We start from the raw sequence: 23764 nt of genomic DNA on the forward strand, positions 1-23764 counted from the left end.
CCTTGAGTTCAATCAATGGGCGCAACACATTGGTTAAATCTCTGTGCTGGTGTTTCATAGTCTAACGTTTTTCTTGGTCTTTCGTTAAGTTGTCTCGCTACACTGCTAAGTTTTTGTTGGCTGTGTACTGATAAGTCGGTACTTTTTGGAAAATACTGTCGTAGTAATCGATTGGTGTTTTCATTGGTACCACGTTGCCACGGTGAGTAAGGATCGCAAAGATAGACTTTTATATCCGTGGCTAGTGTGAATTGTTTGTGGTCTTTAATTTCTCTCCCCCTGTCCCAAGTTAGAGATTTATATAGTTCCTTAGGTAGCTTTTGAGCGTGCTTGATAAGTGCAGCAATCACGGTCGACGTTCTACTATCATCCACTTTCGCCAGCATTACGAATCGAGAGTGCCTCTCTACTAGTGTCGCTATGTAACTGTTGTTGGAGCCACATATTAGGTCGCCTTCCCAGTGACCAGGGATCGCTCTATCTTCAACTGATGCAGGTCGTTCACTTATAGAAACAGCATCAGGGATTTTGCCTAGACCTAACCTTTTCAGTGAAGATTGACGAGATTTGCGAACCGCTCTTTTTGACCGCAAAAACTTTTGTAGCTCTTTCTTTAGAGCGCCTCGCGTCTGAATGAAGAGTGTTTTATAGATGGTTTCGTGAGACACGTACATTTCCTGATTATCGGGGTATTGTCGCTTTAACCAACCCGCAATTTGTTGTGGCGACCATGCCCTTTTAAGCTTAACAGCTATTAGTTTACATAACTCTGGGGATCCAATTAACTTACATGGCTTAGGTCTCAATGCTTCATCCCATGCTCGTTGTTCAGCTTTCACGGCGCGGTAGTGCTTCAACCCACCATTTCTTTTTACTTCACGGCTAATTGTAGATGGCGCTCTGGACAAACGTCTGGCAATTTCTCGAATGGATTGTTTACCGACTAAGCATCGTGATATTTCTTCTCTTTCATCAAGCGAGAGAGACTGTGGATGTCTTTTTCGTTCTGGTGGCCGAAATCCACCAGTTTGATAAATAGTTGGCATAATAGAAGAGTGAAAGCGATCAAACATTCTAGCTATATCATGCAGCGAATCACCTCGCTTATATCTGTCCCAAATAAGCGCTTTCTGTTCTGGTGAGTAATAGATACGTTTTCTTTGTTTCATGGCAACATTCCTCCTTTAATAAGGATAGCGTTGCACTCACCAATTGAACTCAAGACGTAAAGCCGCCGTTCGGAAGAAACTGGTTCACTGATAGTTATGAGCGAGTTGCCATCAGTGAATTACTAGTATTCGAGTCGCTACAATTGACGTGTAAGCGGATGGTTAATCCTGAAAAAGTCTTTCCTCATAGGTGCTATTCTTAGTGCACAGCATCGCCCTTAAAAGTAAAGCCCATGCAGTATTGTTCGCATCAAAATGCCAACAAGTATGCCGGGCAAGGCGTATTTAAACACTACTATGATACGAGTACATATCCCCAGAAAAATGCCGATGCCGGGTAAATCAAAAGTATGGATTAGAAAGCCAACAGACTTGTTGATTTCTCCAGCAGTAATATTACTACTGTTCACCAGATCACTTGCTACGACTAAATATGCGGTGCCTCCGCCCAAATATTTGGCGATAGAGGGCACAACATAGATCTGAGAGACATTTATCACATGAAGTATCGGCGTGACCAGACGTTCAAATCCCGCTACTGCGCCTATCTGTGTTAAGATACCCACGATTGTGATTGATAAAGTTAACATTGGAACGGCGTTGACCGACAAGCGAATAGCCTCAGCACCGGCATCATTAATAATGTTGATAATTCCTTTTTTTGGCGGAGAAGACGTTAACTCGTCCTGAGTTTTTCCACATGTAATGGACGACAATTTTTTTCCAGAAAAATACCACGTAAATGACGCTGCACTCAGCCCTCCGGCGATGGAAAACACGATAGCAACTGGCCAGTTAAGCCCCAGAGGTATCATCGGGTAGAGAATATTGCCCTGTCCCATGGCAAGAAGCATTGCCAAGGTGGCAGCCAAGTGCCGATCAGAGACCCCTCGACTTAGCATTATCGCAAGTGTCGCAAGCGGCGCTGCAAAACTGATTAGATTCATCTGGATCAGTGCTAAGGTGCTCATGCCCGTTAATCCGAATGGCTTTAAAATAGGCGCGAGCATTTTCACAATAATAGCCATTACGCCTATTGCCTCCAGCACTTTCATCAGACAGAGCATAACCACCATTACAGGCAAAAGTGTATATAGCGCTATATCTACTGAAGATTTGCCAGAGGCAATGACAATTTCGATGAGGGACATCTTGAAGTCCTATTCGCTAATCGGCTTTGAGAAAGTTTGGGGAATTTATTAGTGACTGGTTTTTAAAGCAAAAACGGCATCAACCTGAAGGATCATGCCGAAAGTAAGTGAACTTACCCCCATTACTGAGCGCGAGTGATAACCTCTTTCACCCAAGACATGGACCAATAATTCAGAACACCCATCAAGAACTGAGGCATGGTCTTTAAAGTCCTCTGTGGCATGCACCATACCAACGATTTTCACTACTGAATCAATGCACGATAAGTCACCCATAACCTCTTTAACCACAGCAAGAAGTTGCAATGCAGTATTACTTGCTGCTCGGTAACCGTCATTTTTTTCGAGCCCATCTCCTAATTTGCCGGTGAGAAAATGCCCCTTACTATCTCTTGGGCCTTGCCCTGATATATACAGCATGTTGCCAACCTGAATCGCAGGGCGGTAGAGTCCAGCGGGCTTTGGTGCAGGTGGTAACGTAATATTCAACGACCTGAGCCTTTGTTCGGGAGATACCATAATTGAGCCCTTCGTTAATGCGTTTATTAAATTGTCCTTGTAGAGCCTGATACTCTTATGCCGGAACCTTTTTCAGAGGAAATTTCTGCATTTAAGCGAGAGGGCATACCCATGTCATCGCCTTGGTGAACGGTTATTGCCCCGCGGTGTTCCCAATTTATATCCCTCAGATATCCTCCCAATGCAGCGGCAGCGGCCCCCGTCGCAGGATCTTCAAAAACGCCTCCGATTGGGAATGGATTCCGCGAATGAAATACCGTGTGACTCTCTGGATAAATCAGACTAAACGTCACCAAACCTGCGCGTTTAGACAAGTTCGCCCCTTGCTTCTGGTTGTAATTCATCTGTGTTAGCTTTTCTCTACTATTAATAGTAAGAATGAGATGCGTACCTCCTGCAAAAGCTACAGCTGGCGGAATACGCATATCCAAATCTTCATTATTGAGACCAAATAAAGCGAGGGTTTCCTGTAATAGACTTGGTTCTAATGCTTGACTACGGGTTGAGGGGGAAACAAATGATGCTCCCCAATTGTGCTGTGAAATGAAACCTTCCACACGAATTTCTGCTTGATTAAGCGTAAGATCAAACTCTCCGGCTCCGATGGCTTTTGCAAGTACAGCGCCAAGAGCAATCGTGGCGTGACCACAGAAGTCAACTTCTACTTCTGGTGAAAAATAACGTACTCTCCACCCCTTGTTTAGTGGCGAAGCAAATGCAGTTTCCGAGTAGCCAATCTGGGCGGCGAGGCTCTGCATGATATCTGGATTTGGCATTGTCTCGCACAATACAACACCGGCCGGATTTCCACCCGATGAACCGTTTGAAAATGCCGATATACGCTCAATATTCATGATACGTTCCTTCTATGCTGGATGTTTGAAGAGTGATTAGCCGACAATTGAGTCAAAGGAGGCAACTAAATCGATTTCAATCAGCGCTCCATGGATCGCTAGTTGTGAAATGACTGTCGCCCTAGCAGGACGATGGTCACCAAATGCCTGAGCATAGGCTGAATCAAACGACTGAAAGTCATCTCTTTCAGTCAGCCAAACTCCAGCTTTGACGACATTTTCAGGACGCAGATTATGTTTCGATAACTCATCAAAGTGTTGTTCAAGGATCAGTGCAGTTTGCTTTTCAATGTCTCCAGTTATTTTGCCGTCAGAATCAAATGCGAGTCGACCAGATAGAAACAATAATGAGCCAGCTTTGATAGATGTTGATAAATGCGCCACTTGAAATCTCCCTCGTGATAACTTGCTCCTTGATTAATTCGACATGAAAGGGATAACACTTCACATTTACTCTAAGAGCAATATCGGATTTGATGAAGCAAATGCTTCAAGGTATGAGGTAGTTTCTCAGGCTGCAAGAAAATGCACAATATACTTGGAATGCATTTTAAAGCTGCAAATTATGCTGCAATAAGTTTTTATTAGTTTGACCAAGGTGAAGGTTGGAAAAGCGACGATATCCAATTAGCAAATACTTCGGCGCGTGCTGATACATAGTGGCGAGATGGGCGCACTAGGTAAATCCCCCCATCACCATCAAATGTCCATTCGGGAAGAATTCTAAATAGCTTTCCCTGTTCAATATCTTGGGCAACAAGCCATTCTCCCGCACCCAATATACCTACACCTGCCCTTGCAGCCTCTAGCATGGCAATACTATCATTTGTGAGCAGCGTTCCGTTGGTTCTGATTGCCTCTGTTTTATTTCCGTCGGATAAACGCCAAATTGGGTAGGAGTGTAAGCTAGGGTTGCCTATACAGTTATGTGCAAGTAAGTCACTTGGTGTAAGCGGCTGGCCGAATTGTTTAAGGTAACTAGGAGACGCGGCTAAAATTCGCTTATGCCTTGTTAGTTTTCGGGCTAAAAGTCGACTATCCGATAAATGGCCAATTCTTATGGCTGCGTCAAATCCACCTTCAATAAGATCGACATAATTATCACTGTAGTTGATATCCACCTCTAACTTCGGATACATAGCCATAAAACTGGGGATTTGTTGCGCTAACCATAAACGCCCCATTGTTGCCGGAAATGCGAGTTTTATTCTTCCGCTAAGCTCTGCGGCTTCTTTTACTACCTCTTCCTGAGCTTCAACTATAAGATCAGTTGCGACTCTATACTTTTCAGCAAGGAGTTTAGCAGCATCAGTCAGCTGGACTTGACGTGTTGTACGTTCAACCAAACGCACACCTAAGCGCTGCTCCAATGAAGCGATCCGCTTGGAAATTATTGTAGAATGTCTGCCAAGGCATTTCCCCGCTGCTACAAATGAGCCATTAGCCGCTACAGCAATTAATGCTGCTAGCTCATCAAATTGTTGGCCGTCAATTGGTGTCATAGTAAATTCAGATTCAGCATGAATGTAAATACTTATCATATCTGAATTTTGATACTTTTCTTAAGGCATTTTTGAGGGCTTTTTTTATTACAACTTCCTAAAAAGGAATACTCAATGATAAGTTTATTCGAAGATCTTTGTAGAACATATTAATTAGCAGTTGCGGTATTAAAAAGACATATTGCTAATGTCGATAAGGTTCCATTAACAGCATTAAACTTGCTTTTTCAATAATGAGGTCGGTCTATATGCTATGCAAAGACCTAGCTTTTAAGCGTTTGCTTTGAATTTGAATCGAAGCTACGTTATCCGGTACCCACCGTATGATATTTGCAAAAAATAGGACGTCTGATATGCACCTCTTGAAGGTCTTTAACTTGTTCAAAGCGGCATTCAGTCACAGGTCAAACTCGTTCCAATAACGCTAGCTCCCATTGGTTTTTAGCCCGTTTAATTTAAGAAGGTGGTTACATTAAACAAGTGCAATTTAACGGTGACAACACTCATCTAACATAAAGCAAAAATGTACCGTGCTTTGTAAAAAGCAGGTACAAGTCTTCACAAAAGGATCGGTAGTTTGAGTTGGGCTAACCCACCCTCGACCTGTGACATAAACTTAGGGAAAAGGTAATTCAAGCCGCGAAATCCGTTGCCATTAAGGCTCTTGGCTAACGGAATCAGTATTAGAGGGATAGCAACAAATAAAGACGTAAGCTGTGCCGCAGCGTTGTTTTGCGGCAACAGCTTTTGGTCAAGATTTTTTAGCTGCACTACATTGTTATTCCTAACATTGTACCAAGTTTCCTTAAATAGGCGAGCCTGGCGGTAGTGGTTCTACTTCGAAGCTACTTGGCCACGTTTTACTGGACCAGTAAGTATTGAACTGTTCTTTCAATATCTCATACTGATTGTCGTCAGCTTCATCATCTAGCCACTCGCTAAATTCAAGTAAAGCAAGTTCAGCTTCCATTCTTACTTCTGGCGCCAGCTTGTCGTTAGTGACCGCTTTCATCACGGCATTTAATGCAACTAACTGTAAGCGCTTTGCTAGTGGACTTTGCGACTTATTTTTATACCAGTGTACGCTAAGTATTTGCTTCACCAGCATTGAAACGCCCACTTTTTTGCGTCTATCTTTACTGCTTTTTACTTGCCACTCTAAGCGGTTCAGGCGCTCTGGGTGTAATAACAACTCAAACGCAAAATTTGACGCCGAAGCGGCCGCAGAAACTGGGTCTAACATTAACCCCATTTTACCCTTGAAGTGCTCGCGGGTAATGTCGTCACCGTACGCTGTAGGTGGAATAAGGGCGAGTACCGATTCAGATATAGTAAGGTAATCCGCCGTAGTAGCAGTGATTAACTGCTGCATAGCGCGCTGCTGCACTGCGGGTGCGACAAATTGCTGCCCTTGCGTTTGGGTGTAATCGCCTTTGCGTTCATATTCGTACACTAAGCCGCCTACTTGCTTTGCTACGGCTTCTAGTTGATAGCGATGTAACAAGTAAATGGGCACTAAAGCATTTTCAAGTGACGACAAGCTGCTGTTCGGGCTTAACGTATCTAAACCTAAATTGGCTAACGCCAGTTCGCGCACTTGTGAAATTTCATCGAAGGCATCTAGCGGGTTACTACCATTTTCCCACATATGACCATTTGCTGACGCATGACGGCTACTGCGGGTATCTGGGTCTGATTTAAAGCTTAACCCTTCATTACGACCTTTAACGATAATTTTTGCCAAGGCTTCGGATTCTTCTACATCGCTGGCAAAGTCTTGATAGCCATACGCTACGGCGTGAATATCCCATGCGCCTATGCCTTTGTCATACGCGCCTTCAAGGCTAATCTTGCCGTTTTTAATGCTTATTTTAGGGTGAGGATAATCCATTACCGACGCACGGTTATTTTCACTTGCCACAAAGTTGTGCGCTATGCCTAGTGTGTGCCCTACTTCGTGAGCAGAAAGCTGCCTAATGCGATCCAGCGCCATTTCTTGCTGCAAAGTGGTGTCGGTGTTGCCGTCTTTAAAAGGGCTGGTTAGGCCAAGGGCAATTAAATAATCTTGCCTTACTCGCAGCGAACCTAAAGTAACGTGACCTTTGATAATTTCCCCTGTACGTGGGTCGACAACCGACGACCCATAAGACCAGCCGCGCGTTGCGCGATGTACCCAGTTAATAACGTTGTAGCGCACGTCCATAGGGTCGGCACCTTCAGGCAATACTTTTACCTGGAACGCGTCTTTGTAGCCTGCAGCTTCATAGGCTTGGTTCCACCAGCTTGCCCCCTCTTTAAGCGCGGTCATCACCGGCTCTGGGATACCTGGGTCTAGGTAATACACAATTGGCTCCACTGCTTCGCTCATTGCTGCATGGGGCGTTTTCTTGTTTAAGCGATGGCGGGTAATAAAACGCTGCTCAGTAGGTTCACTAATAGGTGTTGAGTAATCGAAATAGCTAAATTTCCAATAGCCTGAGTATGGGTGGTACTCCCTAGGCGTATAGTTGTCGTCAGGCAGTGCCACAAAGGAATGATGTAAGTGCACCGACACGCTTTCTGGGTCGGGGGTAACTTGCTGAACGTATTCACCCGGCTTTTTACCAGCAAAAGTGACTAATGCTTCTAACTCGGTATTTTTTTCAAAGGCTTTGGTTTTTGGTAAGTACACCCCGCTTCGCATTTTATCTACGCTAAAGCTACCTTGATTGGTGCGCGCCATGCGGTTACCGATACCGTGAATATCACTTAGTAAAAAAGGCGTGTAATCGATAAGACTGGCGTTGTCGCTTTTTGCTACCAGCGTGAAACCGGCAATGACCGAATCGGCAAACGCTTCATCAATACTTTGCTTTTCAGCGTCGCTGCCGTGGGCCGCACGGTATTTGGTGTTGTGCTGCTTCAACAAAACCTTGTTACCAAACTTTTCAAAGCTTACCAAACGGGTATCGCCAAGCTGTCCGCGATCAAGGCCTATATCGTTTGAACCTACACCGTAGGGCAAGCTGCTTTGAAACAAATATTCGGCGTTACCTGTTGGCACCGCCAAGTAAACTTTGTCACTTTCATCGTCATAGTAAACAGGGATTAGACCGTCTTTTTTGGTCATATCGCTAGTGAATTCACCAATGCTTGGCAGCGCTGCCCAAGCTGAAGACGTAGACACAACAAACAATACCGTAATGGCAATGGCCGATTTGCCGGAAGCTTTTATTTGTCGCGCCGCTTTATGAAAAATATTCAATTGCAGCATGCAGTTAGTCCTTATTATTGTGAATTACTAGCCTACCCTACCTAGCGGCGTTTGCCCATGGTGATTCGTCGTTTTAGTGCGTCAACTGAGGTGATTGATTAGTTTTGCTATAAGTTCTCATTACATTTGTCTTAGTGCAATTGTCTTGCTGCTCAGTCTAATATGCTGAAATAATTTGATCTCCATCAACCCCTTGCCTGATTTGCCTTGAGGGCCTCACGGTGTATTTATAGAATCCGCCGCCTTATTAAAGGCGTCCAGTAGCGGTTTTTATATATGACTTCAAACACTTCTTCTCGTAACAGTTCTTCAATTCAATGCGAAGATTCAGCGTTAAAACTTTCCGACCAAACGTTTAACGCACCAGAATTGCTCGCCCCAGCAGGTAGCTTGCGCAATATGCGCTACGCTTTTGCCTATGGAGCAGACGCTGTTTATGCTGGTCAACCCCGCTACTCGCTACGCGTGAGAAATAACGAATTTAGCCTCGAAAACTTAGCGATAGGTATAGAAGAAGCGCATGCCCTAGGCAAGAAATTCTACGTGGTGAGCAATATTGCCCCTCACAACAGCAAGCTTGGCACTTACCTTAATGATATTGCGCCGGTAATTGCTATGAAACCTGACGCGCTAATTATGTCAGATCCCGGACTTATCATGATGGTGCGCGATGCATTCCCTCACATGCCAATTCATTTAAGTGTTCAGGCCAATGCTGTGAACTACGCCACGGTGAAGTTTTGGCAGAAACAAGGCATTGAGCGCGTTATATTATCGAGAGAACTTTCACTTGAGGAAATTGAAACAATCCGCGAGCAAGTGCCAGACATGGAATTAGAAGTGTTTGTTCATGGCGCGCTTTGCATGGCGTACTCCGGGCGCTGTTTATTGTCTGGCTACATGAATAAACGAGATCCTAACCAAGGCACTTGTACCAATGCTTGTCGTTGGTCTTATGATGTTAAGGCGGGAAGCGAAAACGAAACCGGTGATATCGTTCAAGCCACCGAAATTGATAAAGCCGTTTCGGCACCTCAAACGGTCATTCCCACCCTTGGTGAAGGTGCGCCAACTACTCATGTGTTTATGTTAGAAGAAAAAGAAAAGCCCGGCGAATTGATGCCTGCTTTTGAAGACGAACATGGCACTTATATTATGAATTCGAAAGACTTGCGTGCCGTTCAGCATGTCGACCGTCTAACCAAAATGGGCGTGCATAGCTTAAAAATAGAAGGCCGCACAAAATCACATTACTACTGCGCTCGAACAGCGCAAGTTTATCGCAAAGCCATTGACGACGCAGTAGCAGGTAAACCCTTCGACAACTCGCTAATGGGAAGTTTGGAAACCTTGGCTCATCGAGGTTATACGGAAGGTTTCCTGCGTCGTCACTCACACCAAACGTATCAGAACTACGAATACGGGCATTCTGTCAGCGATAAACAGCAATTTGTTGGTGAAGTGCTAGGCCGCTGCGACGAAACGGGTTTTGCGATTATAGATGTTAAAAACAAATTCTGTGTAGGGGACTCGCTAGAACTGATGACACCAAGCGGAAACATTACCTTTGCGCTTAATGAAATGCTGGATAAGAAAAACCTTAATATTAGCGATGCCAAAGGTTCAGGGCACCAGGTTAGAATACCTCTACCTTGCGATGTAGACCTAGATTTTGCTCTTCTGCTACGAAATCTGGATGAAGGCGTTGATACTCGTAACCCATTTCGCAAACCGGATAGTGCCGTAAAAAAACAGAGCGTGAGCGAGGTATAATTCATGGCACTACTTATTCTAGATAGCTGCATTAACTGCGATATGTGCGAACCTGAGTGCCCTAATTCGGCAATTAGCGTGGGAAATAACGTGTACGAAATAGATGCTAATCGTTGTACCGAATGCGTGGGGCATTACGATGCCCCTACCTGCGTGGCAGTGTGCCCTATAGATGTCGTTAAACCAGACCCGAACAAGAAAGAAACGTTAGATGAGTTAGCTGAGAAATTTATACGTTTAACTACTTAGCAACGATGTAAGCCAACAGGTTAAACATACTATTCAAAGAATTCTCTTGAATCCTACTCAAGAGTGATCCCTAATTGCAGAACTGTTTAAACTGGCACAACTAATAAGGGTTTTGTTTTGAAGTTTGCCTCTCGCGCTACCGCTATCTCTCCGTTTCTTGCCATGGCCTATGGCGAAAAGGCCTCTGCTCTAGAAAAGCAAGGTAAAGATGTTATTCGTCTTAATCTTGGTGAGCCAGATTTTGGCGCTCCCGAGCCTGTACTTGCGGCAATGAAAGAAAGCTTAAATATTCCAGATTTTCCTTATACGTCTGCGCTAGGTATGCCTGAACTAAGAGAAGCCATAGCCCGCTTTTACGAAACTAAACACGGCGTAAAGATAAGTCCTTCACGGGTGGTCGTAACCGCCGGCGCGTCTGGTGCGTTACTTTTGGCAAGTGCTGCCTTGGTTGAACCCGGCGATAACGTGATATTGGGCGACCCATCTTACCCCTGTAACCGACGCTTTTTGAACGCATTTGGCGCAGAAGTAACGCTGGTGCCAACACGCAGCGAGGATAACTTTCAATTAACCGCTGAAAGTGTTGCCGATAATTGGAAGCAAAACACGAAAGGCGTGCTTATCGCCACCCCAGCCAATCCGACAGGTACAGCGATTGATATAGACGAGTTGATTAAGATTGGCGAATACTGCAATGCCAACGGCGGTTTCTTAATTGTTGATGAGATTTACTTGGATCTTTCGCTTTCTATTAATGACGATGCTAGCCAGTCAACCAGCAACAAGAACGCCAAGCTTCGAACCGTACTTGCTAATGACAAGCTGCAAGACACTGTAGTGGTTATCAATAGCTTCTCTAAATATTTTGGCATGACCGGCTGGCGTCTCGGCTGGTGTGTTGTGCCTGAAGTGATGACACCCATCGTTGAAAAGCTCGCGCAGAACTTGTTTATTTGCCCCTCCACCCTTTCGCAAAAAGCCGCCCTTGCGTGTTTTACTTCTGAGGCATTGGCGCAATGCGAACAAAATCGTATAAACCTGACAAAGCGGGCCTCTTTCGTTTTTAATGCTCTCGAAAAAATCGGCCTTCGTTTAGATGCCCAGCCAGACGGTGCCTTTTACGCTTTCATCAATATTAAACACACAGGGCTAAGTGCTATTGAGTTTTGTGACGCCCTGCTCTCACAACATCATGTGGCACTGACCCCTGGCAATGATTTTGGCGAGCACAATGCCGACCACTATGTAAGGCTGTCTTTCGCTACCGATATGGACCGCTTAAACGAAGGATTAACGCGTCTAGCTAAGTTTGTTAAGTCATTAAACTAAGGGTTTATCGCCTGCCGTTTAATTTCGTGAATAGACAAATATTACCGAAAAAAATGATAGATATCCGCGCTTGTGCGTATATTGGATATCGTAGATTGATGACACGTGTCAAAACGAAATAAGACAGGACAAAACAATGAGTAACGAACGGGAATTTGATGTAGTTATCTTCGGTGCTACAGGTTTTACGGGCAAGCTAGTAGCTGAGTACTTTCAGGCGCAGTATGGTAATGACAGCAGTGTGAAATGGGCAGTTGCAGGTCGTAATGAAGCCAAACTTACCGATGTAAAACAGGAACTGGGTATTAGTGATAGTGTTGCCAGCATTGTAGCCGACGGTGATGATGCCGACGCGCTAGACGCTATGACTAAGCGAACTGCGGTTGTACTCACCACAGTGGGTCCTTATCAAATTTACGGTGAAAAGTTACTCTGTGCGTGTGTTGATAATGGTACGGGGTATACAGATTTATGCGGTGAGCCAGCGTGGATGCACCAGATGATCAATAAGTATGAAGCGAAAGCCAAAGAAACGGGCGCAAACATTGTATTTTCTTGCGGCTTCGACTCAGTACCGTTTGATTTAGGTGTTCACTACTTACAAGCGCATGCTAAAAAGCAAACTGGCGATGTGATTGAATACGTTAAAGGTCGCGTTCGCAAGATGCAGGGAACCTTCTCTGGTGGCACGGCTGCCAGCTTAAAAGCAACCATGGCTGCTGCTCACAAAGACAAATCGGTAATGGCCGCGCTTATCAACCCGCATTCGTTAACCGATGGCGCATCAAACCAGCCTCAGCCCGACGGCAACAAACCTTATTTCGACGAGCAATTAGGTACATGGGTTGCCCCCTTCATTATGGCGGCAATCAATACAAAAAACGTTCATCGCACCAACTATTTAGGTGGATATGCCTATGGGAAGAACTTCCAGTATGATGAAATGATGATGACAGGCCCCGGCGAGAAAGGTGAGGCTATGGCCAACCACGTTGCTAAAGATAAATCGCTTGCAAGCGACGATGGCCCTAAGCCAGGTGAAGGCCCAAGCAAAGAAGAGCGTGAAAACGGCTTTTACGATGTCGTGTTTGTGGGTACCCCAACGAATGGCGATATGCTAGCCGTATCGGTTAAAGGTGATAAAGACCCAGGTTATGGCTCTACTAGTAAGATGATTTCAGAATCGGCGCTTTGCTTGTGTAAAGACGTAAACCTATCTGGCGGCTTTTTCACACCAGCGGCTGCTCTTGGTGATAAGCTAATAAACCGCCTAGAAGAGAAAGCAGGCTTAACGTTTGCTATCGAAAAATAAGAGCTAAAATAGAGGCTTAAGTAAGAGCTAAAGCAAGAACTAAAGTAAAGTTTAAGTTTAGTCCTACTCTATCAAAGAGTAGCGTGCATTTTTGCTCAACTACCATTAAAAAGGCCGAACACTATTAGTGTTCGGCCTTTTCTTTCTGCGCTAGGTGTTATTATTGTTTTTTCTAAGCAAGTACTGCTTTTAATGCTTTAGCGCACGCATCTGTTTCTGAAGGCGTGCCGACACTGATCCGTGACCATGAGTCGTAGCCTGGCCATGTGCGCCCTACCACCTTTATACCCTGAGCTTTCATTTTTTCCGCGAATACATCGTGCGGCATACCCGTATCTATATAGATGAAATTCCCCTGCGGATTTGGTGCATACGGCTGGTTTAACTCCTCGGCCACTTTCACTAGCTTTTCACGCTCGGTTTTAATGCGTGAACGCATTGTGTTTAAGTTCGCATGGTCGTCCATACTTGCCATACCCGCCACTAATGCCAAATAGTTCACACCACCCATGCGTAGCATGCCACCCATAGTTTTAGCTTGTTCGGCAGGCATAATGGCGTACCCTAAACGCTGGCCTGCCATCGCATGAATCTTAGAAAAGGTGCGGCATATCACCACGTTGTGACCTTCTGCTACTAGCTTAGACTGAACATTAGCTGGATAAGCATCAGACATTTCAATGTAGGCCTCATCGATAAACACCTGTGCTTTCTTTGACACACGCTTTGCAAAAGCAGTCAGTTTGGCTGCATCGACCATGCTCCCCGTAGGGTTATTTGGATTGCATACATACACGGCGGTAGTATCTTCGGTTACAGCTGCCTCAATCGCATCAAGGTCAAATGTCATGTCTGCCGCAAGGGGGACATAAGTGACATCTGCCCCCATAAACTCAGCCCCTCGCGGCACCCCTTCATAGGTTGCCATAGAGGTAACTAGTTTGTTGCCATTTTTCGTAATCCAGTCAGCGTAGCCAAAAAGAATAGGTGATGAGCCGTTGGTAATAACAATTTGGTCGGCAGATACGCCCTCTTGCTCTGCAATTTTTTGCGCTAATACTTCAACGGTAGCATCAGTGTAACGTGCTAGATTTAAAAGCTCGCTTTGCATCGCTTTTACAGCTTTCTTTGATGGGCCAAAGGCATTTTCGTTTGACGATAAGCGAATAAGACCGTCGTTCACATTAGGGGTGGCTGATGGAAAGTGTTCGGTTGGCATACCTGCTGCTCGAAGGTCACCCATAATACTGTCGACACTAGTAGTTAATGCCACTGCACCAGCGCCTAAACCCACTGACTTCAACCAATTGCGACGTGACGAATTCACCGTGGTTTGTTGTACATTTTTATTCATATTTCGCTCTGCCTTCCATCTACAATATCTTTAGACTAAAGACTTAATTTTGAACGTGCAATAGGATAAAAAACGTAAACCATTGACTCAAATGCACTTTTTGCGTGCATGAAACGCACTAAAGTTGACAATACAAGAAGTTTTAACGTGTTAAGCCGTTACATTGCGGTGCAGCGGTAATTTGAGCATTTGAACTTTTGCGATGAATGACATTTTTTGTAACAGTAGCGGCAACTTTTAGACGCTCCTTTTTAGCAGTTTTTCAAAAAGCATCGATTGTCATTCATATGAAGCTAAACCATCTTGGTGAATACAGAGTATGAAACAAAGTTAACTTTTTAGCTTTAAATACATTGGAAAACAGGAGTCTCAAAATGGCTAGGGATCACGGTGCTCAAATTAAAAACGACGATACTTACGAAGCGCTTCGCGATGAAGGCTACAGCAAGGAGAAGTCAGCGCGTATTGCCAATGCGCAAGCAAACAGTAAACAAACGCCTTCAAAGGATGGCGGAAAAGGCAAGAAGTACGAGGACCGCACTAAAGATGAGCTTTACCAAAAAGCAAAAGAAGTAGGTATTGAAGGCCGCTCAAACATGAACAAAGACGAGCTGATCGACGCGCTGCGCAACCACTAATGGCGGGAACACCGTTATCTAAATAGCAGCGTAAAATATTTAATGAGAATATTTCATACAAAAATGAAATTAAGTCATTTTTATTCATAAATAAAACCCCGTATAACGTACCTATAGCTTTTACAGCAGTTACAACACTCGGTTTAATCTTTTGAATAGAAGCGCATTCTCATGAACAGTAACGTGGACACAAATTTCTCTTTTACTATTAACAGCGTTAAGTTTGATGAAGATTATCACCCGTCAGACAATACGCGCATTACCACAAATTTTGCCAATTTAGCACGGGGTGAACGCCGCAAAGAAAACTTACGCGATGCATTAAGTATGATTAACAACCGCTTTAATGCACTAGCTAGCTGGGACAATGAACGTGGAGACCGTTATGCCGTTGAACTAGAAATAGTATCGGTAGATATTGATATAGAAGGAAATGGCAACACCTTCCCCACTATCGAGATATTGCAAACCAATATCATCGATAATCAAACCGGTAAACGCACCCAAGGTATCGTGGGTAACAACTTCTCGTCTTACGTGCGCGATTATGATTTTAGCGTTCGTCTATCGAATCATAACCGTGGGCAGTCATCTTTTAGTGTACCCAACGACTTTGGCGACCTGCACGGCAAACTTTTTAGATACTTTGTTAATTCAGAAGCCTATAAAACACACTTTTCAAAGCTGCCAGTAATTTGCTTGAGTGTTTCTGACAACAAAACCTACCGCCGAACAGAGAACCAGCACCCTGTATTAGGTGTGGAATATCAGCCTAGTGAAACGTCGCTAACTGAGCAATATTTTAAAAAAATGGGCTTAAACGTGCGCTATTTCATGCCGCACAATAGCGCCGCGCCATTTGCTTTTTATTTCTTCGGCGATTTGCTAAACGACTACACCAATCTAGAGCTTATTAGCACGATTGCGACCATGGAGACGTTCCAGAAAATCTATCGCCCAGAAATTTACAACGCAAACGCACAAGCGGGTCTAAGCTACAAGCCGGACTTAAAAAATAGCGACCATTCGGTAACGCGCATTGTGTATGACCGTGAAGAGCGCAGCCAGCTCGCTGTTGAGCAAGGCAAGTTTGTAGAAGATAATTTTCTGAAGCCTTATCAACACAAGCTACAGCAATTTACGGCTAGCTATGCTTAAAAGCTTGCTCTTTTAGCGCGGCTCATCACGTTCAAACAGGGCTAGTTGAATTCGAAATATCAATGAGAAGGGTAATATGCCCTGCCCTGTATTCACCTATCCGAATTATTGATTAAAAGAAACCAAACTACATGAAAAAACTACTCCCCACCTCTATTGCAGGCAGTCTTCCAAAACCATCATGGCTGGCAGAACCTGAAACGCTATGGTCGCCTTGGAAGTTAGAAAGTGAAGCGCTGGAAGAAGGTAAAAAAGATGCGCTGCGCGTTACGCTTCAGGAGCAGACCGCTTCTGGCATCGACATTGTTTGCGACGGAGAACAAACCCGTCAGCACTTTGTGACCACTTTCATAGAACATCTTGATGGCGTAGATTTTGAAAACCGTAAAACCGTGCGTATTCGCAATCGTTACGATGCTAGCGTACCTGTTGTAACCCAAGCGGTTACGCGACCAAAATCGGTATTTGTTGAAGATGCGAAGTTTTTAAGAAGCCAGACTGTTCAACCTATTAAATGGGCACTTCCAGGCCCAATGACTATGGTCGATACCTTGTATGACGACCACTATAAAAGCCGCGAAAAGCTTGCATGGGAATTTGCAAAAATTTTAAACCAAGAGGCGAAAGAACTAGAGGCTGCGGGTGTAGATATAATCCAGTTTGACGAGCCATCTTTTAACGTGTTCTTCGATGAAGTGAATGAATGGGGTATCGCGGCATTAGAGCGTGCTATTGAAGGGCTGAAATGTGAAACCGCTGTTCATATTTGCTACGGATACGGTATCAAAGCCAATACAGACTGGAAGAAAACACTGGGTACGGAATGGCGTCAATACGAAGAAAGCTTTCCTAAACTAGCAAAGTCCAATATTGATATGGTTTCGCTAGAGTGTCATAACTCCCATGTTCCTATTGAGCTGATTTCGCTTCTTAAAGGAAAAAAGGTAATGGTAGGCGCTATTGATGTTGCAACAGACTCGATAGAGACCCCCGAAGAAGTAGCAGCTACCTTGCGTGAAGCGTTAAAGTATGTGGATGCAGACAAGCTTTACCCTTGCACTAATTGCGGCATGGCGCCACTTTCTCGCGCTGTTGCGCGAGGTAAGCTCGAGGCATTAAGTGCAGGTGCCGACATTGTAAGACAAGAATTAGCGCTAAGACGAACGGCTTAACAGAGGCCGTTTCGGTTGTGCCTGTAGCTTACAAAATGTAGATCAATTCATATAGAGTAAAAGCAAAACCGGCGTTTTTCAGCGTCGGTTTTTTTAATGAATAATAAATTTACTCTGAAAATTTGGCCTAGTTAACGATTATTAACGAGCATATCTGATAGAGGCATAAGTCTCACTTCGGCGCAAAAAAGTGGAGATTCACTTTTTACCCATCCCGCGCAAGTAAGATGACCAGAGTCAGACTCCACAGGCGCAACAAGCATATTTAAACAGTCGTTACTTTTTAGTTGCTCGAGCTGGTCGTTGTCAATGCATAAATTTTGCGATATGTAGATCATCGGGTTTTTAATTAAATCGTAACTAAGAGCCTGGGCTCTTTCTAGCATGGCTGAAGACATCAGAGACAGTGGGTAAAATTGTGGAAAGCGCACTTTATCTGCGAATTCGTCAATATATCGTGATTGGTCAGCAAAGGCGCTCAACAAATAATTTTTAGCATTACCAACTATCATCCATTTCCGCTTTAGAAACACATCCCCATCTAGTAACGTTCTGTCCGCTAGTCGAGCAATGTCTTCTTTTTTATATTTCACCAAAGGGCTTTTTACCGACATAAAATCTGACTGCCGATAAAACCCCATTAAACTCGGCTTACCCGACGCCTTTAAAATCAAACGCTGTGATTCCTGTTCACCCTGCTCCGTCTGTGAAACCCTTGGAGCCTTGAACATTAAGCTTAGGTCGTCTCCCTCTTTGGCGGGATTTACGAAGGTAAATTCGTAGACTGAATAGCGTCTTGGTTTGATGTTAGACGCACCTCGGTGAATTTGAGTTTCTATGAATAAACCAAGTTGAAACCCAAGCGCGATAGTTCCTTGAAATGGGTTGCCCGATATTCGCTGCCACCGCATAGGGTCGTGAAATAAATTAAAATCATCAGTAGCGTTGCGCGCAATATCGATATGTAACTGGGTAATTGTAAACAAGTGCTTTCCTTAAATTAGGAAATATCAACCGACTACTATCACCCACACTGCGTGATTGGTGGATACGGTGAACAATGTATCTAGAAAAATAATGCCTGAATTACGTTCGCACTTCAGTATAGGCGATGGTAGCGATACATACTAATATGTAAGAGTTCATGCGTTTTAAGCTAACGTAATAGCACAATAGAGCGTTGCTACACCGGAATTTAAACATCAATTTAACTGCCGTTAGCATTGTGCTTAAAAGACACTGTGCATGCTCTTTTGAACACATTACAACTTTGCTGTGTTTTATTCTATTTTACTACGTAAAGTAACACCAAACTTCACTTTATATCCTCTGCTATTCAACATTAATTTTCACTACTTTCCCTTATAGACAAGCTTTTCATTTCTAGAAGAAATATAATTTAATTTTGTCTTATCCAAGTTGTAATACATTGTGAATCAACGTTTTTTACTGGCCATTGTCGCAGTGCTGCTGGCCATGATAACCATTCAATCCGGTGCTTCGTTTGCCAAACAGCTCTTTCCAATTGTAGGACCTGAGGGAACAAGCGCCCTTCGCGCTTTTTTCGCCGCATTAATTTTGACAGGTATTTTTAGACCCTGGCGTGCGCGCTTAAGCGCGAAAGGATGGCGGAACGTTTTCTTTTATGGCGCCTGCTTAGGTGCAATGAATATCATTTTTTATCTTGCCATTGCCCGCATTCCTCTTGGTATTGGTGTTGCTCTTGAGTTCACTGGCCCGCTAGCTGTGGCTTTTTTTAGTGCGAGAAAAAAGCGAGATTTCGCGTGGGCTCTTTTGGCCGTTGCTGGCGTTTGCTTGCTACTTCCTGATATTGGCGGAGCCTCTTCAGAAAGCTTAGATCCACTCGGTGTTATCTTTGCACTTACTGCAGGTGCTTTCTGGGCTGGCTACATCGTGTTTGGTAATAAAACAGGTAACGAAGGGTCTGGCGGTGTTACGGTAACCTTGGGCATGTTGGTAGCCGCTATGTGCGTTGTACCCATTGGCGTAATAAGCCAAGGAAGCGCTTTGCTAAACATCGACGTTATTCTTATAGGCTGCGCTGTAGGCATATTTTCGTCTGCTATCCCCTATACATTAGAGATGAGTGCTATGCGCAATATGCCGAAACAAACGTTCAGTATAATGATGAGTGTCGAGCCAGCCGTCGCGGCAATAGCGGCATTTATCATTATTGATGAAACCCTCACCCTTTCGCAGTGGTTTGCGGTGGCGTTGGTGGTTATTGCTACTGCTGGCAGCTCTATTACTCAGAGGCAAAAACAGGTCGAGACCTTATCTTAGCTCTTAAAGTTTGCCGTGCTTTTCATCGCTTTTTCTCTGATTTATGAACTTAGCGCTTACCCGTACCGTTTAAGCAGTATACGGGCGCTAACTTTCAAGAACACAGGGAATAATGCGATGAAACACTACGCTGTAAATACAGAAGTTGAATGGGAATGGGGTAATGGTAGCGCTACTGGCAATATTAGAGAAAAATTTACCAGTGATGTTGAGCGCACAATTAAGGGCTCATCAGTTAAACGTGAAGCAAGCGATAGCGACCCAGCTTACCTTATAGAGCAAGATGATGGCAGCAAGGTTTTAAAATCTCATAGTGAGCTCAAGAAGTCGTCTTAATCTGTTTTGCTTGTTATGCAACGGTCTTTTTTCATTAAAAACGATGTTGTTGGTATCGCCAAGTCGCTCATTGGCGCCTCCCTTTATAGCAAGGTAGACGGCACACTTACTGGCGGTATCATTATCGAGACCGAGGCATATTGTGAAAGCTGCGATTTAGCCATGCAAAAGCACCTTGTGCGAAGACCTTCATCTATTGATGTACTCAAAAACCAAGGTGGTATTGCCTATATCTATTCCGTTTATGGCTATCACAGCATGTTTAATATTGTCACGAATGAATCGGGCTTTGCGGACTCGGTTCTCGTTAGAGCAATAAAGCCCACTGTCGGCTTAGACACCATGCGAGAGCGCAGAGGAACAAAAACACCGACTCGGAATTTATGTTCCGGCCCTGCAAAGCTGTCTCAAGCTCTCGGTTTAACGCCTGCACTAAATGGCATATCTATTTTAGATAAAGCCACTGTTTGGATTGAAGGCAACGCCTCTCCGGTTTGCCATGAGAATATTATAAGCTCACCTCGCATTGGTATTGATTATGCCGAGCATGATGCCAAATTGCCTTGGCGGTTTGTAATGAAGCATTAAGATTAGAGCGTGTTGATGCTATGCAGAGCAAGTGTAAGTTAGCTTACAGTCGATATATTTGAGCAGTTTGTTTACCACCCTTGGTACCGCTACTTCCCCTGTTGTGTTTTTCGCCTCTACAAGTATATCGCAAGCATCATATTGAATTTGCTGACGAATAACATAATCGTTTAGCTCGTCGAACAGCGTTTCTTTTAAAGGCACCATACCTACAAATACATCAGTGTCATCGCGCTTAATGAAGTACGCGCCCTCAATTTCACGTTTTAGTGTATATGCTTGCATGGCATCCAACTTTGTTAAGCGAAAGTGCACGCTAGTTAGGGTATCTGTCACTACGTCTCTCAATAATTGCTAAATTGCTTCTACTTTTTAAGGCAGGCGTTCGATTTATACCGGCCCACCACGGCTTTTGAGTCTACTTGATCCACGTCAATGCAGTCTAGCCATAAGTCCACCACAATAAAACCATCAGAACTTCCATGCGAAACTTAGTATGCTTACGTTAGTGAACAGTACAGATGCAAACAACGAGATCGTACCAGAACCTCATGGTCTTTATCGGCTGCACCTGAAACCCAATACCCAAATGGCAATAGAAACCAAGCCGGTTTTTGGCGCCAACATTACGCTGCACAGTAGCGTATTAAAACACGATAATTTTGTGGCGACGCCAGATAATATATTAGGCTGGCTCGATCACGGCGGGTTATCTTACTTTGCGGTGAAAACTGAAACAACCAGCAGTGACTCTGACGACAAGTCAGTGATTCTTCCTTCTCAGTTTTTAAAAGCAGAAGGAGGGATCCTTCGCGTCACGTCACCGACCCGTATCTATTTAATAAGCAAAACACCCATAGATATCAACAAACACGGCCTGTGCCTTTTTACCCCTGTGAGATAGAAAGGTACTCTGCCCCTCAAAAGTTTAGGGGTCAGAGTACTTATTTCTAATCGTCTTCTAGCACTAAGTCCTGCGCTTTGGCAGTGATTCGTTTTATCGCTTCTGACAGCCCAGAATAACGCTTATCAACCTTCGCAACCATACCAGTAAACGTGTTGTTATCAGCTATGATTAAGCAACCATCTTTTGAACGGGTTAACCCGGTGTAGACCAAGCCTCGATGAAAAAGGTTAGCGGCTTTTTCGCTGTCAGGCTTCGGCAAAATCAGTACTACATGGTTAAATTCAGAGCCCTGGGATTTATGAATAGTCATTGCATATACGGTTTCGAACTGCGGAACTCTGGACAGTGATATGCTGCGAAGCGCTTGCTTTTGCTGCCCGTGACTCACATTTACGCGTTGTTTGTTATCTGCACTTGAAACTTCGCCTTCATTTTTTGTATCTTGGTAAAACCAAGCATAAAGTTTACCCTTACTGTCTGGCCAAATTACGCCAACTTCGCCGTTTGAAAGTCGCTGAGGATGATGATTTTTTACTATCATTATCGGCTGGCCCTGATAGAAGTGCCCTTCTCGCTTTTTAATTTTGTGCTTAATGGCGTCGAATACAAGACCGTTCAAACCTTCAACACCCATCACACCCTTTCGTACTGGTGTGAGCCATCGGACATAATTTAGGCAACTAAGCGCGTCTTCAGCGCTTTTCGCATCAAATATTGGCAAGAAGCTTTCTTTTGCAAGCTTCTGTAAATCTCGAGTATTTACTTGTTGTTCTGGCAAAAGATGAACGCCAGCTTTCAAGCCTAACAGTGCATTTGACGTAATTTTTGTCTTTTCATCGCCACTGTCATGTTCACCAATGGCGGCAATTGCTTCATTAGCATCGCCACGCTGAATGGCCGTCGCCACCTTTGCCACCTGCCCCTTGAAGCGCTGCGGTGCCTGAAGTGTCGCCACATATGTTTTGGCTTCCTCATTTACAGGCAACAAGGGGAGATGTGGGCAAAGCGTTGCGATACTCTGTCGCATTAAAGAAGGCACGCCTCCCATTGAAAGCGCGTCATCACGAGTACTTGCGTTACTTGAAATAGCATTATCACTCTTGTCAAAAACCACTGTTTCGTCACTAACGAGTTGTTCTAGCACGTTGCCAAGCTCCACCGCAGGCAACTGGTCGGCGTCGCCGATAAGATAAAGCCGAGCATGCTCTGGCAATGCCCTAACGATGCGGGTCATTAACGCTAAATCGACCATACTTGCCTCATCTACTATGAGTACGTCAGCAGTCAATTGGTTATACTGGTTGTACTTTGTTGAAACGCCGAATTCGCGAAGCCCTAGCAATCTGTGCAGGGTTACGGCATCGGTAGGCACTTTATCAAGGGCACTATCGTCTACCTTGCCGCGAAGTCCTTCTATACTGCTTATAATAGACTCAGTCATGCGCTGCTGCGCTTTACCGGTAGGCGCTGCCAGTACAATTTTTAAGTTCTCATTACTCGCCTGGAGCGCGAGTAATAAGCGCAGCACAGTATAGGTTTTCCCCGTTCCCGGTCCGCCGTTTATCACGCAAAAGCGCTGCATCAAACTCTTAGCAACGGCGATTTGCTGCCAGTCCTGATGCTCTGTGGTCTGTGTGGGGAATATAGCAGGCCAAAGCTGCTTAACTTTTTCGCTAGCCTCTTCATTTAACGGCTCGAGCGCTTCTCGCTTCACAACGTTTCTCGCTACCTCTTGTTCAAACTCATAGTAGCGACGGCTGTAAAGTTTGCCATTGTCATAGACGAACAGCTGAGCAACCTGCTCGTTTTTAAGCGCACTTTTCACAATTTTAAGTAGAGGCGTTAATTCTGGTAACACAAAGCCTGTTTTAAGCGCTTTTTCTTCTCGTGCGCTTGCATGAATTTCGTCTGATTGAAGTACGTCGCCAGATGGTTGCTCAGCAATACTACTTGCCGCCGAAGGTGCTACCTCTTTAAAAAGCGTCGTTCCCGCAACATCTTTTAAATAAACACAACTATGGCCATTTCGCTGCATGTACGATAGGTGTACCAATAAACCTGCCCATATTAAAGCATCGCTTTCAGAAAGCGGTTCTACAAAGCCAAACTCTTTTGCGACGAACTTATCGATGGCTTCAATGCCAAATAAATTATCGAAAAACGACGACACGGATTGTTGATAGTTGTTCATGACAT

General features: G+C 44.4%; 22 protein-coding genes. 11 read left to right on the forward strand and 11 right to left on the reverse strand.

Annotation, left to right across the window (positions count from 1 at the left end; translation table 11 throughout):
• Positions 1 to 8: 8 nt before the first annotated feature.
• From C6Y39_RS02060 to C6Y39_RS02095, 7 genes are all read right to left on the reverse strand, one after another.
• Positions 9 to 1169 carry an IS30 family transposase gene (locus tag C6Y39_RS02060; protein WP_105929651.1) on the reverse strand — a complete coding sequence of 387 codons (1161 nt, stop codon included), beginning with the start codon at positions 1167 to 1169 and terminating at the stop codon, positions 9 to 11.
• A gap of 218 nt (positions 1170 to 1387) precedes the next feature.
• Positions 1388 to 2320, reverse strand: coding sequence for a nucleoside recognition domain-containing protein (locus C6Y39_RS18860; RefSeq protein ID WP_105929678.1), 933 nt, complete (start codon positions 2318 to 2320; stop codon positions 1388 to 1390).
• A gap of 48 nt (positions 2321 to 2368) precedes the next feature.
• Positions 2369 to 2839 carry a RidA family protein gene (locus tag C6Y39_RS02070; RefSeq protein WP_276309274.1) on the reverse strand — a complete coding sequence of 157 codons (471 nt, stop codon included), beginning with the start codon at positions 2837 to 2839 and terminating at the stop codon, positions 2369 to 2371.
• Positions 2840 to 2865: 26 nt separating this feature from the next.
• Positions 2866 to 3693, reverse strand: coding sequence for a PhzF family phenazine biosynthesis protein (locus C6Y39_RS02075; protein ID WP_105929680.1), 828 nt, complete (start codon positions 3691 to 3693; stop codon positions 2866 to 2868).
• Positions 3694 to 3729: 36 nt separating this feature from the next.
• On the reverse strand, positions 3730 to 4077 hold the full coding sequence (locus C6Y39_RS02080) for a RidA family protein (RefSeq protein ID WP_105929681.1): 348 nt from the start codon (positions 4075 to 4077) through the stop codon (positions 3730 to 3732).
• Between the two features lie 200 nt (positions 4078 to 4277).
• A complete protein-coding gene (locus C6Y39_RS02085; RefSeq protein ID WP_240618786.1) occupies positions 4278 to 5234 on the reverse strand; it encodes a LysR family transcriptional regulator in 957 nt (318 codons plus the stop codon).
• 766 nt (positions 5235 to 6000) lie between these two features.
• The gene (locus tag C6Y39_RS02095; protein WP_105929683.1) at positions 6001 to 8448 is read right to left on the reverse strand and encodes a zinc-dependent metalloprotease; all 2448 of its coding nucleotides are present in this window, start codon (positions 8446 to 8448) and stop codon (positions 6001 to 6003) included.
• Positions 8449 to 8724: 276 nt separating this feature from the next.
• On the opposite strand from C6Y39_RS02095, the gene trhP reads away from it, so the two are divergent.
• The 4 genes from trhP (at position 8725) to C6Y39_RS02115 (ending at position 13111) form a co-directional block, all read left to right on the forward strand.
• Positions 8725 to 10221, forward strand: a complete 1497-nt coding sequence (gene trhP / locus C6Y39_RS02100; RefSeq protein WP_205664122.1) for a prephenate-dependent tRNA uridine(34) hydroxylase TrhP — start codon at positions 8725 to 8727, stop codon at positions 10219 to 10221.
• A gap of 3 nt (positions 10222 to 10224) precedes the next feature.
• Positions 10225 to 10470 carry a YfhL family 4Fe-4S dicluster ferredoxin gene (locus C6Y39_RS02105; protein ID WP_105929684.1) on the forward strand — a complete coding sequence of 82 codons (246 nt, stop codon included), beginning with the start codon at positions 10225 to 10227 and terminating at the stop codon, positions 10468 to 10470.
• Positions 10471 to 10587: 117 nt separating this feature from the next.
• Entirely contained in the window at positions 10588 to 11799 is a 1212-nt protein-coding gene (locus C6Y39_RS02110; protein WP_105929685.1) for an aminotransferase class I/II-fold pyridoxal phosphate-dependent enzyme, read from the forward strand.
• 136 nt (positions 11800 to 11935) lie between these two features.
• Positions 11936 to 13111 (forward strand): saccharopine dehydrogenase family protein, encoded by a 1176-nt coding sequence (locus C6Y39_RS02115; RefSeq protein ID WP_105929686.1) that lies wholly within the window; start codon positions 11936 to 11938, stop codon positions 13109 to 13111.
• Between the two features lie 172 nt (positions 13112 to 13283).
• On the opposite strand, the gene C6Y39_RS02120 is transcribed toward C6Y39_RS02115, so the two are convergent.
• Positions 13284 to 14465 carry a pyridoxal phosphate-dependent aminotransferase gene (locus C6Y39_RS02120; RefSeq protein ID WP_105929687.1) on the reverse strand — a complete coding sequence of 394 codons (1182 nt, stop codon included), beginning with the start codon at positions 14463 to 14465 and terminating at the stop codon, positions 13284 to 13286.
• Between the two features lie 374 nt (positions 14466 to 14839).
• On the opposite strand from C6Y39_RS02120, the gene C6Y39_RS02125 reads away from it, so the two are divergent.
• The 3 genes from C6Y39_RS02125 (at position 14840) to C6Y39_RS02135 (ending at position 17433) form a co-directional block, all read left to right on the forward strand.
• Positions 14840 to 15103, forward strand: coding sequence for a DUF7218 family protein (locus C6Y39_RS02125; protein WP_105929688.1), 264 nt, complete (start codon positions 14840 to 14842; stop codon positions 15101 to 15103).
• A gap of 171 nt (positions 15104 to 15274) precedes the next feature.
• Positions 15275 to 16261, forward strand: coding sequence for a DUF1852 domain-containing protein (locus tag C6Y39_RS02130; protein WP_420808449.1), 987 nt, complete (start codon positions 15275 to 15277; stop codon positions 16259 to 16261).
• A gap of 131 nt (positions 16262 to 16392) precedes the next feature.
• Positions 16393 to 17433: a methionine synthase gene (locus C6Y39_RS02135; protein WP_105929689.1), complete on the forward strand. Its 1041-nt coding sequence runs from the start codon at positions 16393 to 16395 to the stop codon at positions 17431 to 17433.
• A gap of 131 nt (positions 17434 to 17564) precedes the next feature.
• On the opposite strand, the gene C6Y39_RS02140 is transcribed toward C6Y39_RS02135, so the two are convergent.
• Positions 17565 to 18419, reverse strand: coding sequence for a hypothetical protein (locus tag C6Y39_RS02140; RefSeq protein WP_205664124.1), 855 nt, complete (start codon positions 18417 to 18419; stop codon positions 17565 to 17567).
• Positions 18420 to 18864: 445 nt separating this feature from the next.
• Here C6Y39_RS02140 and C6Y39_RS02145 point away from each other — a divergent pair, with 445 nt between their 5' ends.
• The 3 genes from C6Y39_RS02145 to C6Y39_RS02155 all read left to right on the forward strand — a co-directional run bounded on the left by C6Y39_RS02145 (position 18865) and on the right by C6Y39_RS02155 (position 20661).
• A complete protein-coding gene (locus tag C6Y39_RS02145) occupies positions 18865 to 19737 on the forward strand; it encodes an EamA family transporter (protein WP_105929690.1) in 873 nt (290 codons plus the stop codon).
• 117 nt (positions 19738 to 19854) lie between these two features.
• A complete protein-coding gene (locus C6Y39_RS02150; RefSeq protein WP_105929691.1) occupies positions 19855 to 20073 on the forward strand; it encodes a hypervirulence associated TUDOR domain-containing protein in 219 nt (72 codons plus the stop codon).
• A gap of 15 nt (positions 20074 to 20088) precedes the next feature.
• Positions 20089 to 20661 (forward strand): DNA-3-methyladenine glycosylase, encoded by a 573-nt coding sequence (locus C6Y39_RS02155; RefSeq protein WP_105929692.1) that lies wholly within the window; start codon positions 20089 to 20091, stop codon positions 20659 to 20661.
• Positions 20662 to 20679: 18 nt separating this feature from the next.
• Here the strand turns inward: C6Y39_RS02155 and C6Y39_RS02160 are convergent, their stop codons facing one another.
• The gene (locus C6Y39_RS02160; RefSeq protein ID WP_105929693.1) at positions 20680 to 20997 is read right to left on the reverse strand and encodes a hypothetical protein; all 318 of its coding nucleotides are present in this window, start codon (positions 20995 to 20997) and stop codon (positions 20680 to 20682) included.
• 160 nt (positions 20998 to 21157) lie between these two features.
• Here C6Y39_RS02160 and C6Y39_RS02165 point away from each other — a divergent pair, with 160 nt between their 5' ends.
• Positions 21158 to 21565 (forward strand): hypothetical protein, encoded by a 408-nt coding sequence (locus C6Y39_RS02165; RefSeq protein WP_105929694.1) that lies wholly within the window; start codon positions 21158 to 21160, stop codon positions 21563 to 21565.
• A 46-nt stretch (positions 21566 to 21611) separates the two neighbouring features.
• Here C6Y39_RS02165 and recD read toward each other — a convergent pair whose 3' ends face one another.
• Positions 21612 to 23759, reverse strand: coding sequence for an exodeoxyribonuclease V subunit alpha (recD, locus tag C6Y39_RS02170; protein WP_105929695.1), 2148 nt, complete (start codon positions 23757 to 23759; stop codon positions 21612 to 21614).
• Positions 23760 to 23764 lie beyond the last annotated feature (5 nt).

It is taken from the genome of Alteromonas gracilis (assembly GCF_002993325.1).
In the GTDB taxonomy this organism is placed as follows: domain Bacteria; phylum Pseudomonadota; class Gammaproteobacteria; order Enterobacterales; family Alteromonadaceae; genus Alteromonas; species Alteromonas gracilis.

Coding starts and splice junctions, on each gene's coding strand:
- C6Y39_RS02060 (WP_105929651.1), bottom strand. CDS start 1,169: ATGAAACAAAGAAAACGTATCTATTACTCACCAGAACAGAAAGCGCTT.
- C6Y39_RS18860 (WP_105929678.1), bottom strand. CDS start 2,320: ATGTCCCTCATCGAAATTGTCATTGCCTCTGGCAAATCTTCAGTAGAT.
- C6Y39_RS02070 (WP_276309274.1), bottom strand. CDS start 2,839: ATGGTATCTCCCGAACAAAGGCTCAGGTCGTTGAATATTACGTTACCA.
- C6Y39_RS02075 (WP_105929680.1), bottom strand. CDS start 3,693: ATGAATATTGAGCGTATATCGGCATTTTCAAACGGTTCATCGGGTGGA.
- C6Y39_RS02085 (WP_240618786.1), bottom strand. CDS start 5,234: ATGATAAGTATTTACATTCATGCTGAATCTGAATTTACTATGACACCA.
- C6Y39_RS02095 (WP_105929683.1), bottom strand. CDS start 8,448: ATGCTGCAATTGAATATTTTTCATAAAGCGGCGCGACAAATAAAAGCT.
- trhP (WP_205664122.1), top strand. CDS start 8,725: ATGACTTCAAACACTTCTTCTCGTAACAGTTCTTCAATTCAATGCGAA.
- C6Y39_RS02105 (WP_105929684.1), top strand. CDS start 10,225: ATGGCACTACTTATTCTAGATAGCTGCATTAACTGCGATATGTGCGAA.
- C6Y39_RS02115 (WP_105929686.1), top strand. CDS start 11,936: ATGAGTAACGAACGGGAATTTGATGTAGTTATCTTCGGTGCTACAGGT.
- C6Y39_RS02120 (WP_105929687.1), bottom strand. CDS start 14,465: ATGAATAAAAATGTACAACAAACCACGGTGAATTCGTCACGTCGCAAT.
- C6Y39_RS02125 (WP_105929688.1), top strand. CDS start 14,840: ATGGCTAGGGATCACGGTGCTCAAATTAAAAACGACGATACTTACGAA.
- C6Y39_RS02130 (WP_420808449.1), top strand. CDS start 15,275: ATGAACAGTAACGTGGACACAAATTTCTCTTTTACTATTAACAGCGTT.
- C6Y39_RS02135 (WP_105929689.1), top strand. CDS start 16,393: ATGAAAAAACTACTCCCCACCTCTATTGCAGGCAGTCTTCCAAAACCA.
- C6Y39_RS02150 (WP_105929691.1), top strand. CDS start 19,855: ATGAAACACTACGCTGTAAATACAGAAGTTGAATGGGAATGGGGTAAT.
- C6Y39_RS02155 (WP_105929692.1), top strand. CDS start 20,089: ATGCAACGGTCTTTTTTCATTAAAAACGATGTTGTTGGTATCGCCAAG.
- C6Y39_RS02165 (WP_105929694.1), top strand. CDS start 21,158: ATGCTTACGTTAGTGAACAGTACAGATGCAAACAACGAGATCGTACCA.
- recD (WP_105929695.1), bottom strand. CDS start 23,759: ATGAACAACTATCAACAATCCGTGTCGTCGTTTTTCGATAATTTATTT.